Below are 15713 nucleotides of genomic sequence, written 5' to 3' on the forward strand. Positions count from 1 at the left end.
CGTAGCGCGTTAAGTAGGACAGGAGGAAGCATGAAAGAGGATTTGGATCAGAAGGGACTGTTTCGCTATGTGGGCTCAAACAGCCCATTCTGGCGACTCTCTGCCGACAATAATACGCTGCACCTTGCCACCGGTGAAAATGCTGAAGCCAGCCAGACGATAACGCTTACCGATGAGCAGGCCGAGCAGGTTCGGGCGATGACGGTAATTACCTCCAGCGTGACGACTACCGTGCCACTCTTAGACAGAGAGGTAACGTTGCACCTGGTAGGGCGTAAAATCGGTAAAACAGAGTGGGCAGGCACCGCCTCTTCCTGCAATGATACCTCCTCTATAGCTCAGGATTTAGTTCAGGGGCTCTCCTTTGCTGAACAAGTGGTTTCTGAAGCCCATTCGGCGATCGTTATTCTCGATCGCCACGGCAATATTCAGCGCTTTAACCGGCTTTGCGAAGAATATACCGGGCTGCGTGAAACCGAGGTTATTGGCCAGAACGTTTTTAAACTATTTATGAGCCGTAAAGAGGCGGTCGCCTCGCGCCGTAACATTGCTAATTTTTTCCTTAGCGGTAGCTCTTACGAAGTTGAACGCTGGATTAAAACCCGTAAAGGGCAGCGGCTGTTTCTTTTCCGCAATAAATTTGTCCACAGCGGTAGCGGTAAAAACGAAATATATCTTATCTGCTCCGGAACCGATATTACCGAAGAGCGCCGCGCCCAGGAGCGCCTGCGCGTGCTGGCAAATACCGACACCGTTACCGGCCTGCCTAACCGGAATGCTATCAATGAGCTGACGAGTGACGCCATTGCGAAACGAGGCGATACCCAGGTAGGCATCGTCTATCTCGATCTCGATAATTTTAAAAAGGTAAACGACGCCTACGGCCATATGTTTGGCGACCAGCTATTGCAGGCAGTTGCGCTGGCTATTTTAAGCTGTCTGGATGAAGGCCAGGTGCTGGCAAGGCTTGGCGGTGACGAGTTTATCGTACTGGCCACGAAAACCTCGCAAAGCGCGCTAGAGGCGATGGCATCCAGAATTTTGACCCGGCTACGCCAGCCCTTCCGCATCGGGCTTATAGAGGTTTACTCAGGATGCTCGTTGGGCATTTCATTGGCGCCCCAGCACGGCAAGGACCGGGAGACCGTGATCCGCAACGCCGATACCGCCATGTACACCGCGAAAGAGAGCGGCCGCGGAAAGTTTTGTGTCTTTACCCCTGAGATGAACCAGCGCGTCTTTGAGTATCTGTGGCTGGATACCAACCTGCGTAAAGCGCTGGATGATAACCAGCTGGTGATCTACTACCAGCCCAAGGTGACCTGGCGGGGAGAGATCCGCAGCCTGGAGGCGCTGGTGCGCTGGCAGTCGCCGGAGCGCGGGCTTCTCGCCCCGACGGAGTTTATCTCTTATGCCGAGGAGTCTGGCCTGATCGTGCCCCTGGGGCGTTGGGTTATGCTGGACGTGCTGCAGCAGATTGCCAAATGGCGCGACAAGGGTCTGAACATGCGCGTGGCGGTGAACCTCTCCGCGCGCCAGCTGGCAGACCAGACCCTGTTCAGCGATCTCAGACAGGCGCTTAACGACCTCCATTTTGAGTACAGCCCGATTGACGTTGAGCTAACCGAAAGCTGCCTGATTGAAAACGAAGAGGTGGCCCTGGCGGTGATTGAGCAGTTTAGCTCTCTGGGCGCGCAGGTGCATCTGGACGATTTTGGTACCGGCTACTCATCCCTGTCGCAGCTGGCACGTATTCCCATAGATGCTATTAAGCTCGATCAATCTTTTGTCCGCGACGTACACAAGCAGTCGGTCTCCCAGTCGCTGGTGCGCGCCATCGTCGCCGTGGCGCAGGCGCTAAATTTGCAGGTGATTGCCGAGGGCGTGGAGAGCGCCAAAGAGGATGCGTTTCTGACGAAAAACGGCGTCAACGAACGGCAGGGATTTCTGTTTGCTAAGCCTATGCCCGCCGCCGCCTTTGAGCGTTGGTACAAGCGCTACCAGACGCGAAAAATGCGTTAGCCATCAATTAATATCGTTTGCTTATGCTTTTTTGAGATTTATTTTTTTCTCCTTCTCTTTTTACACTATTTTTAGCATCATTGAATTTATTACTATTTCAATCAGGAGTGACATGATGGCTGACATCGACGCAAAGCAACTGGCAGCACGTATTGATACCGTGCTCGATATTCTGGTTGCAGGTGATTACCACTCTGCCATTCATAATCTTGAAATTCTCAAGGCAGAGCTTCTGGCGCAGAACGATGCCGAGCAGGCGCAGGGGCAAAATTCGCCTAAAACGCCGTGGGAAATTTAACCGCGATGAATTCCCGACAACAAACTATTTTACAGATGGTGATTGATAAGGGCCGGGTCAGCGTGACCGAACTGGCTAAAACCACCGGCGTGTCTGAAGTCACTATCCGCCAGGATCTGAATACGCTAGAGAAGCAGAGCTATTTACGCCGCACCCACGGCTATGCCGTACCGCTGGAAAGCGATGACGTTGAAACTCGCATGCTCAATAATTTTGCCTTGAAGCGCGAGCTGGCGGAATTTGCCGCCTCCACGGTCGAGCCGGGTGAAACCGTATTTATTGAAAACGGCAGCAGCAATGCACTACTGGCCCGTACGCTGGCAGAACAGAAAGATATCACCATTATTACCGTAAGCAGCTATATTGCCCATCTGCTAAAAGAGACCCCATGTGAAGTGATCCTGCTCGGCGGTATCTACCAGAAGAAAAGCGAAAGCATGGTGGGCCCGCTGACCCGCCAGTATATTGCTCAGGTGCACTTCAGCAAGGCGTTTATCGGTATTGATGGCTGGCAGCCTGATACTGGCTTTACCGGCCGGGATATGATGCGCGCCGACGTGGTTAACGCCGTGCTTGAAAAGGGGTGCGAGGCGATCATTCTTACCGATAGCTCAAAGTTTGGTGTGGTTCACCCCTACCCGCTTGGACAGCACCACCCTTTTAACAGGGTGATCACCGATGACAAACTTCAAGCGGCCACGCAGCAGCAGTTAGAGCAGGCTGGCGTGCATGTCGATATTGTTAAATCTCCCCGCACGCGCTAATGCTTTTTAGCCCATGAAAGTGGGCTATCTCCCTCATCTATGAGACTTTTCTGACGATTCAATTAAGACTTTTTACCTGTCTGTTCAACAGGCAAGAAGTAAAATTATGTTCAGCGATATAACAGGATGTAACTACCGCCCCGCTTGATGTGAGCGTGGATATCAGTAACAACTGTGTAACATAATTTACGGAAAAAGACTTTAGTGTGTCATAACCGCACTATACTTAAAGAGATTTCTTTCCGTGAATCGAAATTTCAGGAGAAAGTATTATGATGTTATCAAGCAAAAAAGCAGCAACTGTCGTACTGGCTGTTACCCTGGCAATGTCTCTGAGCGCATGTTCTAACTGGTCAAAACGTGACCGTAACACCGCTATCGGTGCGGGTGCAGGTGCGATCGGTGGCTCTGTTCTGACTGACGGCAGCGCTCTGGGTACCTTGGGTGGCGCAGCGGTTGGTGGTATTATCGGTCATCAGGTCGACTAATAATACGACGTAGCAGGTCTTTCAAGGATCGAAAACGCGTTCTGATAACGCCGTAATACTTTCTTGCAGATCTGAATGACGCAGTACGCATTATAAGGCCACGGTATATGCCGTGGCTTATTTATTTAGGCATTAGCCGCCCGCCAGTTTTACCTTCATGCCTTTGGCTTCCAGCAGCGTTTTAAGCAGATCGCGTTTATCGCCCTGAATTTCGATGACGCCCTCTTTCACCGATCCGCCGCATCCGCACTTCTTCTTCAGTTCGGCAGCCAGCTTAGTTAGCGCTTCATCATCACCCTCAACGCCGGTAATCAGGCAGACGCCCTTCCCTTTACGCCCGCTAGTTTGCTTTTGAATACGCACAATGCCATCACCTTTCGGCCGCTCGGGAGCAGCTTTAGGTTCATCGATACGTCCGCTTTCGGTGGAGTAGACTAAACGGCTGTTACTGTCCTTCATTATGCCTCCAGCTTCAGGGACGCATTAATTTCGCTGAGTGTCTGGGCAGGATCGGCAGATTGGGTAACCGGACGACCAATCACCATGTAGTCCACCCCCGCTACCAGCGCCTGCTGCGGGGTCATGATTCGGCGCTGATCGCCTACCTCGCTGCCTTCAGGGCGTATCCCAGGGGTCACCAGCTTAAACGCGTGTCCCAGCTCGCTCTTGAAACGGACCGCCTCTTGCGCAGAGCAGACAACGCCATCCAGGCCACACTGCTGCGTCAGGCGCGCCAGATGCTCAGCGTGCTCGGCAGGCGTGCTGGTGATGCCCAGGTCAAGCAGATCGCTGGCTTCCATGCTGGTCAACACCGTCACGGCAATAAGCAGTGGCGCATCTTTGCCAAACGGCACCAGCGCCTCGCGGGCTGCGCTCATCATTCGCGCCCCGCCGGAAGCATGCACGTTCACCATCCAGACGCCGAGATCGGCCGCGGCGGCTACCGCATGCGCAGCGGTATTGGGAATGTCATGAAACTTCAGATCGAGAAACACGTCGAAACCGCGCTGGTGAAGCTCGCGCACAAACTGCGGGCCAAAACGGGTAAACATCTCTTTGCCTACTTTCAGGCGGCAGTCGCTGGGATTGATGCGATCGACAAACTCCAGGGCAAGATCGCGGCTGGCATAGTCCAGAGCGACAACAACGGGAGAGTGGCACAGGGATGGGGAAGACGATGAAGCAGTAGACGTCATGACCAGACCTTCTTGTTGATGAGCACGCGCGGCGCAAAAGGATAAACGGGCAGCATTCTAACTGCGAGCGGGGAAAATTGACAGGGCCTATTTTTCACTGCCTGGCCTGGTCGGCACCGTGCCGCCAATGAGAGGACCGCTATAAGCATGTTGTAACTAAAGAGGAATTTTTTTAAATTACTGACCGTCGAGACCGCGAATTGGCTTCACCGTTGACCAGGCCCGACAGGAAGGACAGTGCCAGTACATGGTATAGGCGGTAAAACCACACTTCTGACAGCGGTATCGCGGTTTGCTGCGGATCTGCTCCCCTACCATGTCACGCAGCGCCATCAGGCTCTCTTTCGCCCGTCCCTCTTCGGCATCGTGCAGATGGTAATCCATCAGCTTATGGAAAACGCGCATCGTCGGGTGACGCTGGAGCTGGCGAGTGACGGTCACCTGGGCCTGATCCTGTCCTTCACGTTGGTCGATAATCTCTGCCAGCATTAGATCGGCAGTCGCACCCACGTTCTCCTCAACGCAACGGGTAAGAAATTCTGCCCACTCCTCGGTTTTGCCGAGCTGCAGATAGCAGGTTTGCAGCATCTCCAGCGTTTCACTGACCAGCTCTTTATCCTGATCGATGACCCGCAGCAGGCTCTCCACCGCTTTTGCGTAGTCGCCTTTAGCCATAAATACGCGGCCCATCATGATGGAGACGCGCGGGCTGGCACGGTCGGCAGCGGCGCCCTTTTTCAGCAGGGCCATCGCACGGTCCATGTCGTCATTGCCCATCTGCTGCAGCGCAAGCTCGCAGTAAAAATGGGCAATTTCACCGCGCTGTTTATCTTTACCCAGCTTGACCAGCCGCTCGGCAACGTCGATTGCCTTTTGCCACTCGCTGGTTGCCTGGTAAATCTGCAGAAGCTGCTGTAACGCACCGATGCGAAAATCAGTTTCATCCACCAGCTGATTGAACATATCTTCGGCGCGATCGTACATGCCGGCCGCCATGTAGTCGCGGCCCAGCTGTTGAACCGCCAGCAGGCGCTGGTCATAAGAGAGGGAGGCACTCTCCATCAGCGTCTGGTGGATGCGGATGGCACGATCAACCTCGCCCCGGGAGCGGAACAGATTCCCCAGGGTAAGATGCGCCTCAACGGTACCGGTATCCTCTTTTAGCATATCGAGGAACAGGTCCACCGCTTTGTCCTGTTGGTTACTGAGCAGGAAGTTGACCCCGGCTACGTAATCACGCGACAGCCGGTTGGCTTCATCCTGCTTTGTTTGTTGCGCACTTCTGCGTCCCATATACCAGCCGTAGGCGGCTGCTACGGGTAACAGCAGAAACAACAGCTCCAGCATAGCCTGTTATTCCTTGACGGCCGGAGCCGTAGCGGTTGTTACCGGAGCGCTATTCGTGGCAGGGGCCGTCGATGCAGGGGCGATTTGCTGTTCGAGGCGTTTGATCTTACGCTCTGCTCGCGCCAGGGAGACCCGCGTGCGCAGCCAGAAAAGAGCGCAAATCAGCCAGCCAATAGCAAAGCCCGCGGCGAACAGAACCGCCAGCAGCGTAGAGATACGATACTCCCCCTGCGCCAGCAGGAAATTGAACGTCACCTGTTGATCGTTTTGCGCACCCAGCGTGACGGAAACGACAAAGATTGCTAACACCAGTAAGAAAATGAGTAGATATTTCACATTACTTCCCGTTATGTGGCTTAGGGCGAATAAATTCTGTTCAACCTGCTGCATCCAGCTTTATAAACTACCATTTTCGCGCAGCGGACGAAATGGAAAACCGTGATATCCAGATGATGTAAGGCCAAAAAGCGGAAATTCAACGCCTGGCAGCCTTACTCATTTTTCTCTTCACGCTGGGCTATTTCTCTGTCTTCTTTTACCGGCGGCGTGAGCGGACCACAGAGACGTTGCGCAAGCCAGGTCGCCAGAGTGACCAGAACACCTGAGATAAGCGTGGCTACGGCCAGATCCTGCGGCCAGTGCATGCCTAGCAGCAGCCGGCTCCCCATGACCAATACCGCCCAGACCAGCAGTACGACGATGGTAACCGTCCGGCGACGAGGCCACAGCAGGCCGACAGCAAGCAGCGCCCAGCTGGCGGCGAACATCGTGTGACCCGAGGGGAAAGCAAAGCCGGTCTCTTTCTGCCAGTGCTGGCGTAAAAACTCAGGCACGTTGTCCTGCTCGGTAAGCTGCGCCTGCACCAGCGCGCCGCGCTCCTTACGCTTTAAAGTGTAGAACTCATCTACCGGAATTTGGTGAGTTTTTTCAAGCCAGACCACAAAGGGACGTGGCTCCTGAACCTGCGTTTTGACAAAGGATTTAAGCCCCTGGCCAATGACGATTGATGCGCCAAGGATCGCAAATAGCATTAGCGCCGCCTTCAGGCGGAAGCGTAAACACCATAGAAACCAGCCGCACAATATGACGTGAGTAATGATGCCCCACGGCTGGGTGACCGTTTCGGTGATCCAGTAGAGCACTTTAAGCCAGCCGCTGTGGCCGCCGGGCTGCCAATGCCAGCCAAAGAGCCACACCAGCAGCGGCATAATCAGCAGAAGTCCTGTTCCGGCGGCAATTCGCCTTGCGATTGAGAGCATTTTCTTTCCCTTTCAATTAAGTGACACAATAATAACTGAAAAATAACAAGTTCGGCGGATTTGACGAATTTGTGCGTTTAATCTTTGTAAGCCACGGCAGCGATTAGTGAAGTGACGCGCCTTGTGGCAAAATGGAGACAGAGAGAAAGCCTGAAGGCTACGGGCACAGAAAGTGCCAGCTTAATCTGGAGAATCACATGCAGCTTAAACGTGTGGCAGAAGCCAAACTGCCAACCCCCTGGGGCGATTTCCTGATGGTGGGATTTGAAGAACTGGCAACCGGACAGGATCATGTTGCCCTGGTTTATGGCGATATCTCAGGACAGACGCCAGTGCTTGCCCGCGTCCATTCAGAGTGTTTGACCGGCGACGCCCTGTTCAGCCTGCGCTGCGACTGCGGTTTTCAGCTTGAGGCCGCCCTCTCCCACATCGCTGAAGAGGGACGCGGGATCCTCCTGTATCATCGTCAGGAGGGGCGTAACATTGGTCTGCTGAATAAAATTCGCGCTTACGCGCTCCAGGACCAGGGCTTTGATACCGTAGAAGCCAACCATCAGCTGGGCTTTGCCGCCGACGAACGTGACTTTACGCTGTGCGCGGACATGTTCAAGCTGCTGGGTGTGGATGAGGTTCGGCTGTTAACCAATAACCCGCGTAAGGTTGAGATCCTTACCGAGGCCGGGATTAACATCGTTGAGCGCGTGGCGCTGATCGTTGGGCGTAACCCTAATAACGCGCACTACCTTGATACCAAGGCGGCCAAGATGGGCCATCTGCTGGGTTAACGGGTGCGAGAAACGCCGGATGGCGGCATACGCCTTATCCGGCCTACATGATCCTGTAGGCCGGGCAAGCGCAGCGCCGCCCGGCATGGCTAATTTACAGCATATTGCGGATCACGTAGTGCAGGATCCCATCGTTCTGGTAGTAGGTTAACTCGGTACCGGTGTCGATACGGCAGCGGCAGTCAATTGTCTCCTGGCTGCCATCTGTACGCGTCAGCCGCACCGGAATGGTAGCGCCCGGTTTAAGCTGAGTCAGATCCTCAACGTCGATCTTCTCCTCCCCCGTCAGCCCCAGCGTTTTACGCGTCACGCCCTGCGGAAACTCCAGCGGCAGGATCCCCATACCAATCAAATTCGAGCGGTGAATACGCTCAAACGACTCGGCAATGACGACGCGGATGCCCAGCAGTCGCGGCCCCTTGGCAGCCCAGTCGCGGCTGGAGCCTGAGCCGTACTCTTTCCCGGCAACGACCGCCAGCGGCGTCCCCTCTTTCTGGTAACGCATAGCCGCATCGTAAATTGAGATCGCTTCGCTATCCGGCAGATGACGGGTCATCCCCCCCTCAATACCGGGAACCATCTCGTTACGAATGCGGATGTTGGCGAAGGTGCCGCGCATCATCACCTCGTGGTTACCCCGGCGTGAACCGTAAGAGTTGAAATCCCCGCGCTCGACCCCGTGGCTTTGCAGGTAGCGTCCGGCCGGGCTGTCCGGTTTGATGCTGCCCGCCGGTGAGATATGGTCGGTGGTGACAGAGTCCCCGAGCATCGCCAGGATCCGCGCTCCGCGAATATCCTCCACCTGCTTCGGTGTCGCCAGCATCTCATCAAAGAACGGTGACAGTCGGATATAGGTCGAGTCATCTTGCCAGCTGTAGGTGTCTGAATGATCGACTTCGATCGCCTTCCACTCATCTGAACCTTCAAATACTTCGGCATACTCTTTACGGAACATGTCGGTTGAGACCTGCTCGACGGCGCGGGCAATTTCGTTGCCTGAGGGCCAGATATCCTTCAGGTAGACCGGATCGCCCTTCCTGTCGTGGCCGAGAGGATCGGTCGCCAGGTTGATATTCATATTCCCCGCCAGAGCATAGGCCACCACCAGCGGCGGTGACGCCAGCCAGTTGGTCTTCACTAGCGGATGAATACGTCCCTCGAAGTTTCGGTTACCCGAGAGCACCGCCCCGACGGTCAAATCCCCTTTCTTAATTGCCTGCTCGATGGGATCCGGCAGCGGACCGGAGTTACCGATACAGGTGGTGCAGCCGTAGCCTACCAGGTTGAAGCCTAGCTCATCCAGCCAGGGGGTAAGCCTGGCCTGGGCCAGATAGTCAGAAACCACCTTCGAGCCGGGCGCCAGCGAGGCTTTTACCCACGGCTGTCGTTTCAGCCCAAGCTCCACGGCTTTTTTCGCCAGCAGCCCCGCCGCCATCAGCACGCTCGGGTTGGAGGTGTTCGTGCAGGAGGTGATCGCCGCGATGACCACCGCCCCGTCCGGCAGCTCATATTGATGCCCGTTCAGCGTATACTCTACCGCCTGGCGATCTTTCTGGGCGTGGTTCAGTTCAAGCTCCGAGCTGGCGGCAAAGGCCTTTGGAACTTCACTCAGCAGAACGCGGTCCTGAGGGCGTTTCGGCCCCGCCACGCTGGCCGCTACCGTAGCCATATCCAGCTCAAGCGTGCTGGTAAAGACCGGTTCATCGCCCGGGTTGCGCCACATCCCCTGCGCTTTGGTATAGGCCTCCACCAGCGCCACCTGCTCTTCGCTGCGACCGCTCAGACGCATGTAGTTGAGGGTGACGTCATCGATAGGGAAGAAGCCGCAGGTTGCGCCGTACTCCGGGGCCATATTAGCGATAGTCGCGCGATCCGCCAGCGGGAGGTGATCGAGTCCGTCGCCGTAAAACTCAACAAATTTACCTACCACACCGTGCTTACGCAGCATCTGCGTCACGGTCAGCACCAGGTCGGTGGCGGTGATGCCTTCGTTAAGCTTGCCGGTCAGCTTGAAGCCAACCACGTCGGGGATCAGCATTGATACCGGCTGGCCCAGCATCGCTGCCTCCGCTTCAATGCCGCCGACGCCCCAGCCCAGCACGCCGAGACCGTTGATCATGGTCGTGTGCGAGTCAGTGCCTACCAGCGTATCCGGATAGGCCACCCACTCTTTATCCTGCAGTTCACTCCAGACCGCTTTCCCCAGATATTCGAGGTTTACCTGGTGACAGATGCCGGTTCCCGGCGGGACTACGCTGAAGCGGCTGAATGCCTGCTGACCCCAGCGCAGAAACTGGTAGCGCTCGTGGTTACGCTCCATCTCCAGACGGACGTTCTCTTCAAAAGCGTCATCATCGCCAAAGTGATCCACGGTAACGGAGTGGTCGATCACCAGATCGACGGGAGAGAGAGGGTTAACTTTGGCGGTATCGCCTCCGAGGCGTTTTACCGCTTCGCGCATGGCGGCCAGGTCAACCACCGCAGGCACGCCGGTGAAGTCCTGCATCAGCACCCTTGCCGGGCGGTAGGCGATCTCTCGGTCGGCATGAGCAGACTGGAGCCATCCGGCCAGAGCACGTATATCTTCTTCGGTGACGGAATCCTCATCCTGCCAGCGCAGGAGGTTTTCCAGTAATACTTTCAGTGACTTGGGTAAACGAGAAATATCCCCAAGCGCCTTTGCGGCCAGCGGCAGGCTGTAATAGTGCCAGGTTTTGTTCTCTGCCTGCAATGTATCCTTACTGGCTTCGCGTAGGGTAGACGACATAAGCTCCTCCTAATACAGAGTATCGATACCCTGACTGGTATCAGGGTCTGTATTAAAGATAACACAAACATGCCGTAACGTTTTGATAACAACCCAAATCGCTAAATCGCGTGTTTTTCAGGGTGCCAGAGCGTAAAAAACCCCGCCGGAGCGAGGTTTTGTGTAGAGGGGATGACCGCTATTTTTTGGCCTTATCGTCAGCAAAAGAGTCGATAAACGCCTTCTGCGCCGCCGTAAGCTGCCAGCTGGCCGGGATTTGCACCGCCGTCTGGCTTTCACTCACATGAGGATGTTTAGGGGACCGACAGCGGTCCTGAACCGGATTTAACCGCTCGGTAATTGCCATAGGCTTAACCCCAGAATCTCCAGATAACCAGCGCCACAACTGCCCAGAAGAAAGCCGAACCGAGAAATACCGCTAACCACGCTTTACGCTTAAGCGCGAGATCCCGTTGCGGTTCTTCACTTCCTGCTGGCATTGCTAACCTCACACAATCGACATCGCTTATCATATTGACACCGAACAATAGGTTTAAGTAATCATCACATAGGACAAATCCTAAAGAAACTTTAGCCTAAAATCCAGCGAATTTACGAATCATTTCGAGTGAAATATTCGATGTTATGATCGCGAAGAGAGTATTGTAGAAGGTAATTTGCGCTGCGCCACGTTTGCGACTACTTTTGTCGCCCCTCTGTTATTTCTCCGGCAGCTTGATGTCGTGGAACATCGCTTCGATATCCTCGTTCGAACGCAATGCGACGGCGGTGTCGACAACGTCACGGGTAAGATGCGGCGCGAAACGCTGGATAAAGTCATACATGTAGCTGCGTAGGAAGGTGCTGCGACGGAAACCGATTTTTGTCGTGCTATGGCTGAACACGCCCTGCGCGTCCAGCTTGACGAGGTCGGGATCGGAGATGGGATCCACCGCCATGCTGGCAATCACCCCGACGCCCAGCCCAAGACGAACGTAGGTTTTGATTACGTCGGCATCGGTGGCGGTAAAGACAATACGCGGCGACAGCCCGGCACGGTTAAACGCGGTGTCCAATTCGGAGCGACCGGTAAAGCCAAAGGTATAGGTCACCAGCGGATACTGCGCCAGCTCTTCAATGCTTACCGACTGCTTGCCTGCCAGCGGATGGTCAGGGGTAACCACGATAGAACGATTCCAGTGGTAGCACGGCAGCATCACCAGATCGTCATAGAGATGCAGCGCTTCGGTGGCGATGGCAAAGTCCGCGTTACCCTTTGATACCGCTTCAGCAATCTGCGTTGGCGAGCCCTGATGCATATGCAGCGACACGCGCGGGTAGCGCTCAATAAAGCCCTTAATCACGTTAGGCAGCGCGTAGCGGGCCTGGGTATGGGTGGTCGCCACGTAGAGCGACCCTTTATCCGGCCAGGTATGCTCGCCAGCAACCGATTTTATGGCCTCTACCTTGGAGAGTACCTCCCGGGCAATGCGGATGATCTCCTGTCCGGCAGGAGTGACCTGAGTAAGATGCTTACCGCTGCGGGCAAAAATCTGGATCCCCAGTTCGTCCTCCAGCATACGTACCTGCTTACTGATCCCGGGCTGAGAGGTGTAAAGCCCTTCGGCAGTAGATGAGACGTTAAGGTTATGGTTGACCACCTCAACAATATAGCGAAGCTGCTGTAGTTTCATGACGGACCATCCGATTTTGCGCACACGACATCGTCTAAGACGATTTAATAATAAGAGAGGAATTAGCTATAACCACTATATCATTTATATCTACAGTGTATAGATATGAACAAAAAATAATAATGTCGTTATAAGAAAGGGCCGGATATCCGGCCCTTCAGAAGGTAACAGCAGGCTTATTTTTTAGCTTCTACCCATTTGCCATCAATAAAGAAGGCTGACCAGCCGGTGGCCTTACCCTCTTTCTCTGAAGCAACGTACTGCTGCTTGGTCTTGCGGCTAAAGCGGACCATTGTCTTGTTGCCGGCAGGATCCTGCTGCGGCGCATCGGCCAGATAGCGCAGCTTCTCCGGCAGGCGATCGCGGAAGCGGTACAGCTCTTCCACCAGCGGCGCACGGGTTTCGCGCGATTTCGGGAAGGTATTAGCTGCCAGGAAGACACCGGCCGCACCGTCACGCAGCACAAAGTAGGCGTCTGACTTCTCGCACGGCAGCTCCGGCAGCGGAACCGGATCTTCCTTCGGCGGCGCAACTTCGCCGTTACGCAGGATCTTACGCGTGTTTTTACAGTCGTCGTTGGTGCAGGCCATGTATTTACCGAAACGCCCCATCTTCAGGTGCATTTCAGAACCACACTTCTCACACTCCACGATCGGGCCATCATAGCCTTTGATGCGGAACTCGCCCTCTTCGATCTCGTACCCGTCGCAGGTGGGGTTGTTACCGCACACGTGCAGCTTGCGTTTCGGATCGATCAGGTAGCTGTCCATCGCCGTGCCGCACTTCACGCAGCGGCGTTTGGCCCGCAGAGCGTTGGTTTCGGCATCGTCACCCTCCAGCACGTTGAGAACTTCGTTCTCAGGCACCAGGTTGATGGTGGTTTTGCAGCGCTCTTTCGGCGGCAGGGCGTAGCCAGAGCAACCCAGGAAGACGCCGGTGCTCGCCGTGCGGATCCCCATTTTCCGTCCGCAGGTCGGGCAGTCGATGCTGGTCAGCACCATCTGGTTCGGGCGCATGCCGCCCTCTTCCGGATCCTGCTCGGCTCTCTCCAGCTGCTTGGTGAAGTCGCTGAAGAAGTTGTCCAGCACGCCTTTCCATTCGGTTTCGTGGTTGGCCACCTGATCGAGGCTGTCCTCCATCTGGGCGGTGAAGTCGTAGTTCATCAGCTCACGGAAGTTCTCTTCCAGGCGATCGGTAACGATCTCCCCCATCTTCTCCGCGTAGAAACGGCGGTTTTCCACCCGCACGTAGCCGCGATCCTGGATGGTCGAAATGATTGACGCATAGGTAGACGGGCGACCAATGCCGCGTTTTTCCAGCTCTTTTACCAGCGAAGCCTCGCTAAAGCGCGCAGGCGGCTTGGTAAAGTGCTGCGCCGGCGTCAGCTCAATCAGCGATACCACGTCACCTTTGTTCACCGGTGGCAGAGTGCGATCTTCATCGCCTTTGCGCAGCGCAGGCATCACTTTCGTCCAGCCGTCAAAACGCAGCGTGCGGCCGCGGGCCTTCAGGCGGAATTCGCTCGCTTCCACGGTCAGCGTTGTAGAGTCGTACTGGGCTGGCGTCATCTGGCAGGCAACGAACTGCCGCCAGATCAGCTGATAGAGCTTCTGGGCGTCGTTTTCCATATCCTTCAGCGACTCGGCCACTACCGCGACGTCAGAAGGACGAATCGCTTCGTGCGCCTCCTGCGAGTTCTCTTTGCTGGTGTACTGGATCGCGCTCTCCGGCAGGTATTTCTTGCCGAAGTTTTCAGTGATATAGCCGCGGGCCATGTTCACCGCGTCCTGGCTCAGATTGGTTGAGTCGGTACGCATATAGGTGATGTGTCCCGCTTCGTACAGACGCTGGGCCATCATCATGGTTTTCTTCACGCCGAAGCCGAGACGGGTGCTGGCCGCCTGCTGTAGCGTCGAGGTGATGAACGGCGCGCCCGGCTTGCTGCTGGTGGGCTTATCTTCGCGATCCACAACGGTATAGCGGGCTTTTTCCAGCAGGCTAACCGCCGACATGGTCTGCTCACGGTTAACCGGGCGGAATGGCTTGTCCTGCTGGTGGGTCACCTGCAGCGCCAAAGAGTCACCGGCCGGGGTCGCCACGTTGGCGTCCACTTCCCAGTACTCTTCCGGTACAAAGGCTTTGATTTCGCGCTCGCGCTCGACCACCAGCCGCACGGCAACGGACTGCACGCGTCCGGCAGAGAGACCGCGGGCGATCTTTTTCCACAGCAGCGGCGAGACCATATAGCCAACGACGCGGTCCATAAAGCGACGCGCCTGCTGGGCATTAACGCGATCGATATTCAGCTCGCCCGGCTTTTCAAAGGCCTGACGGATCGCATTTTTGGTAATTTCGTTAAATACGACGCGGCTGTAGCGCGTCTCATCGCCCCCGATCACTTCCCGCAGGTGCCAGGCAATGGCTTCCCCTTCGCGGTCAAGGTCGGTTGCGAGATAGATATGATCGGCTTTTTCGGCCAGCGATTTTAGCTCAGAGACCACTTTCTCTTTGCCGGGGAGCACTTCATAGCGCGCATCCCAGCCGTGCCACGGGTCAACGCCCATACGGTTGACAAGCGCGCCACGTTCATCCTTTTTGGGCTTCTTAGCCGTTTTGGTGGAGGCAGAGTCAGCGCTCTTTTTGGCGGCTGAGCCACTGGTCGGCAAATCGCGGATATGACCGACGCTGGACTTAACCACGTAGTCACTACCCAGATACTTATTGATCGTTTTGGCTTTTGCCGGGGACTCAACGATAACGAGAGCTTTACCCATATTCACCTTTACCTAATTTGATTCTTCCAGGAATACGCCGCACGTTGACTCACCATCCCCTGGCGACGTGCCTCAGATATAGCGGCGACGTCACGGGATATCAACCCCTTTTCATAACCAGACGCTGAAATTCAGACTTCCAGGTGACTGAGTTAACAGGTTTTTCCGCGTCTGGTGGGATGAGAACGACGAACTTAAGGTCGAATGTCAAGCAAATCTGTTGCCAGATTGACGAAAGCGCACACTCTACCTGATAAAATTTGTTACGCAACTTTATTAGCATGCAAAAATGGATCGCGCCAACGAACGGATGGGGTAAAAGCCCTCTTGATAACAGGGA

The 15713-nt window shown here is 55.2% G+C and carries 15 protein-coding genes; 5 read left to right on the plus strand and 10 right to left on the minus strand.

The window, feature by feature from the left end; genetic code table 11:
* Nucleotides 1–30: 30 nt before the first annotated feature.
* The 4 genes from pdeR to osmB all read left to right on the plus strand — a co-directional run bounded on the left by pdeR (nt 31) and on the right by osmB (nt 3572).
* Entirely contained in the window at nt 31–2022 is a 1992-nt protein-coding gene (gene pdeR, locus RTX96_RS04550; RefSeq protein WP_312670315.1) for a cyclic di-GMP phosphodiesterase, read from the plus strand.
* A 115-nt stretch (nt 2023–2137) separates the two neighbouring features.
* On the plus strand, nt 2138–2320 hold the full coding sequence (locus tag RTX96_RS04555; protein WP_042394374.1) for a hypothetical protein: 183 nt from the start codon (nt 2138–2140) through the stop codon (nt 2318–2320).
* A 5-nt stretch (nt 2321–2325) separates the two neighbouring features.
* Nucleotides 2326–3084 carry a DNA-binding transcriptional regulator YciT gene (locus RTX96_RS04560; protein ID WP_103820039.1) on the plus strand — a complete coding sequence of 253 codons (759 nt, stop codon included), beginning with the start codon at nt 2326–2328 and terminating at the stop codon, nt 3082–3084.
* A 272-nt stretch (nt 3085–3356) separates the two neighbouring features.
* On the plus strand, nt 3357–3572 hold the full coding sequence (gene osmB / locus RTX96_RS04565) for an osmotically-inducible lipoprotein OsmB (RefSeq protein WP_103820038.1): 216 nt from the start codon (nt 3357–3359) through the stop codon (nt 3570–3572).
* Between the two features lie 132 nt (nt 3573–3704).
* Here osmB and yciH read toward each other — a convergent pair whose 3' ends face one another.
* The 5 genes from yciH to pgpB all read right to left on the minus strand — a co-directional run bounded on the left by yciH (nt 3705) and on the right by pgpB (nt 7374).
* On the minus strand, nt 3705–4031 hold the full coding sequence (gene yciH, locus RTX96_RS04570) for a stress response translation initiation inhibitor YciH (RefSeq protein WP_103820037.1): 327 nt from the start codon (nt 4029–4031) through the stop codon (nt 3705–3707).
* Nucleotides 4031–4768 (minus strand): orotidine-5'-phosphate decarboxylase, encoded by a 738-nt coding sequence (gene pyrF, locus RTX96_RS04575; protein ID WP_312670319.1) that lies wholly within the window; start codon nt 4766–4768, stop codon nt 4031–4033. Before pyrF ends, yciH begins: the two co-directional genes overlap by 1 nt.
* A gap of 177 nt (nt 4769–4945) precedes the next feature.
* Nucleotides 4946–6115, minus strand: a complete 1170-nt coding sequence (gene lapB, locus RTX96_RS04580; protein ID WP_103820035.1) for a lipopolysaccharide assembly protein LapB — start codon at nt 6113–6115, stop codon at nt 4946–4948.
* A 6-nt stretch (nt 6116–6121) separates the two neighbouring features.
* Nucleotides 6122–6451: a LapA family protein gene (locus RTX96_RS04585; RefSeq protein WP_103820034.1), complete on the minus strand. Its 330-nt coding sequence runs from the start codon at nt 6449–6451 to the stop codon at nt 6122–6124.
* A 155-nt stretch (nt 6452–6606) separates the two neighbouring features.
* Complete coding sequence (pgpB, locus tag RTX96_RS04590; RefSeq protein ID WP_103820033.1) at nt 6607–7374, minus strand: phosphatidylglycerophosphatase B; 768 nt, start codon at nt 7372–7374, stop codon at nt 6607–6609.
* A 197-nt stretch (nt 7375–7571) separates the two neighbouring features.
* On the opposite strand from pgpB, the gene ribA reads away from it, so the two are divergent.
* Nucleotides 7572–8159 carry a GTP cyclohydrolase II gene (gene ribA / locus RTX96_RS04595; RefSeq protein WP_103820032.1) on the plus strand — a complete coding sequence of 196 codons (588 nt, stop codon included), beginning with the start codon at nt 7572–7574 and terminating at the stop codon, nt 8157–8159.
* A 94-nt stretch (nt 8160–8253) separates the two neighbouring features.
* Here the strand turns inward: ribA and acnA are convergent, their stop codons facing one another.
* From acnA to topA, 5 genes are all read right to left on the minus strand, one after another.
* A complete protein-coding gene (acnA, locus tag RTX96_RS04600) occupies nt 8254–10926 on the minus strand; it encodes an aconitate hydratase AcnA (protein WP_312670323.1) in 2673 nt (890 codons plus the stop codon).
* Nucleotides 10927–11104: 178 nt separating this feature from the next.
* Nucleotides 11105–11272, minus strand: a complete 168-nt coding sequence (locus tag RTX96_RS04605) for a hypothetical protein (protein WP_181016621.1) — start codon at nt 11270–11272, stop codon at nt 11105–11107.
* A 4-nt stretch (nt 11273–11276) separates the two neighbouring features.
* Complete coding sequence (locus RTX96_RS04610) at nt 11277–11417, minus strand: YmiA family putative membrane protein (RefSeq protein ID WP_219817874.1); 141 nt, start codon at nt 11415–11417, stop codon at nt 11277–11279.
* Between the two features lie 207 nt (nt 11418–11624).
* Nucleotides 11625–12599 (minus strand): HTH-type transcriptional regulator CysB, encoded by a 975-nt coding sequence (gene cysB / locus RTX96_RS04615; RefSeq protein ID WP_103820029.1) that lies wholly within the window; start codon nt 12597–12599, stop codon nt 11625–11627.
* 176 nt (nt 12600–12775) lie between these two features.
* Complete coding sequence (gene topA / locus RTX96_RS04620) at nt 12776–15373, minus strand: type I DNA topoisomerase (RefSeq protein WP_103820028.1); 2598 nt, start codon at nt 15371–15373, stop codon at nt 12776–12778.
* Nucleotides 15374–15713 lie beyond the last annotated feature (340 nt).

The organism is Pseudescherichia sp., assembly GCF_032052675.1.
Lineage (GTDB): Bacteria > Pseudomonadota > Gammaproteobacteria > Enterobacterales > Enterobacteriaceae > Pseudescherichia.

What these genes read in the sequence shown, in the direction of transcription:
- pdeR (WP_312670315.1), top strand. Translation starts at nt 31, where the DNA reads ATGAAAGAGGATTTGGATCAGAAGGGACTGTTTCGCTATGTGGGCTCA.
- RTX96_RS04605 (WP_181016621.1), bottom strand. Translation starts at nt 11,272, where the DNA reads ATGGCAATTACCGAGCGGTTAAATCCGGTTCAGGACCGCTGTCGGTCC.
- RTX96_RS04555 (WP_042394374.1), top strand. Translation starts at nt 2,138, where the DNA reads ATGGCTGACATCGACGCAAAGCAACTGGCAGCACGTATTGATACCGTG.
- yciH (WP_103820037.1), bottom strand. Translation starts at nt 4,031, where the DNA reads ATGAAGGACAGTAACAGCCGTTTAGTCTACTCCACCGAAAGCGGACGT.
- pgpB (WP_103820033.1), bottom strand. Translation starts at nt 7,374, where the DNA reads ATGCTCTCAATCGCAAGGCGAATTGCCGCCGGAACAGGACTTCTGCTG.
- pyrF (WP_312670319.1), bottom strand. Translation starts at nt 4,768, where the DNA reads ATGACGTCTACTGCTTCATCGTCTTCCCCATCCCTGTGCCACTCTCCC.
- cysB (WP_103820029.1), bottom strand. Translation starts at nt 12,599, where the DNA reads ATGAAACTACAGCAGCTTCGCTATATTGTTGAGGTGGTCAACCATAAC.
- acnA (WP_312670323.1), bottom strand. Translation starts at nt 10,926, where the DNA reads ATGTCGTCTACCCTACGCGAAGCCAGTAAGGATACATTGCAGGCAGAG.
- osmB (WP_103820038.1), top strand. Translation starts at nt 3,357, where the DNA reads ATGATGTTATCAAGCAAAAAAGCAGCAACTGTCGTACTGGCTGTTACC.
- lapB (WP_103820035.1), bottom strand. Translation starts at nt 6,115, where the DNA reads ATGCTGGAGCTGTTGTTTCTGCTGTTACCCGTAGCAGCCGCCTACGGC.
- ribA (WP_103820032.1), top strand. Translation starts at nt 7,572, where the DNA reads ATGCAGCTTAAACGTGTGGCAGAAGCCAAACTGCCAACCCCCTGGGGC.
- topA (WP_103820028.1), bottom strand. Translation starts at nt 15,373, where the DNA reads ATGGGTAAAGCTCTCGTTATCGTTGAGTCCCCGGCAAAAGCCAAAACG.
- RTX96_RS04560 (WP_103820039.1), top strand. Translation starts at nt 2,326, where the DNA reads ATGAATTCCCGACAACAAACTATTTTACAGATGGTGATTGATAAGGGC.